Genomic DNA, 916 nt, shown 5'->3' on the forward strand with positions numbered 1-916 from the left:
GCCCGACACGGCGTCGCACGTCGCGTGCCTGCCGCGCCGTGCAGAAGACGACGGCGTCGAAGGCTCCGAGCCGCGCGAACACCTCAGCGCGGGAGGGGCGCAGGGCCGCTCCGTCGTCGGTGAGGTGGGAACCGTGCACGACGTGCACCACGACCACGTGTCGTCGACGGTACCCGGCCGCGAACCGTGCCATCGCCTTGCTGTCCACCAGCAGGAACGACGTCTCGCCTCCGGTCAGGCGATCCAGCCACGCGGCGTAGAGGGTGCGCACGCCCCGCCAGGCGGCGCGCGGTCGACCCGCCTCATCACACGTCACGATCACCCGGCGGACGTGACCGTCCGCGGTCGGGACGTCCCGACGGTCCGAGGCCGCGAGCGTTCCGTCGGCGCGCAGGTGATCGATCTGCTGGATCGCACCACGCGCGTCGGTGCGGATGCGGCGGTGCACGGCCCCTCCCGAGACCTCCTCGCCGAAACCCGCCGGGAGCGGCGAGAACCCCGCGCTCGGCCCGACGACGCGGCCGCGCAGATCGTTCTCGCGCAGCCACTCCCACAGGTTGCGCACGTGAACGCCGGGGGACAACGCCGCGCGTGCGGAGAGCTCCGCGTCGATGGTGATCGGATCCGCGCGGTCGTCGCAGGTCAGGACGTCGACGGGAACTCCGCCGAGGCGGTCGAACAGACGTGACCGCTGCAGGAGGGCGGCCGTCAGACCGCCGTATTCGCGAGGGATGCCCCACGTCAGGACGAAGTGCCGACCGGTCGGCAACCCGGTCATCGTTCGTCCCCGGGGGAGCAGAGCGGTCGCGGCGCGGGATCGCGCCGACGCCGGACGTCGTCGGCGCCGAGGGGGGAGGAGCGCATGACGCGACTCTACGCGGGGCCGGGGCACGCGCTGCCGCGGACGGGTTCGCCG

The 916-nt window shown here is 73.6% G+C and carries 1 protein-coding gene; it reads right to left on the reverse strand.

The features are described from left to right. Positions 1-778 (reverse strand): hypothetical protein (locus FE256_RS17950; protein ID WP_212743549.1); only part of this gene is annotated, 778 nt, incomplete at its 3' end. Between the last annotated feature and the right edge of the window lie 138 nt (positions 779-916).

Origin of the sequence: Microbacterium sp. 5K110, assembly GCF_005774735.1 — a bacterium.
GTDB lineage: Bacteria > Actinomycetota > Actinomycetes > Actinomycetales > Microbacteriaceae > Microbacterium.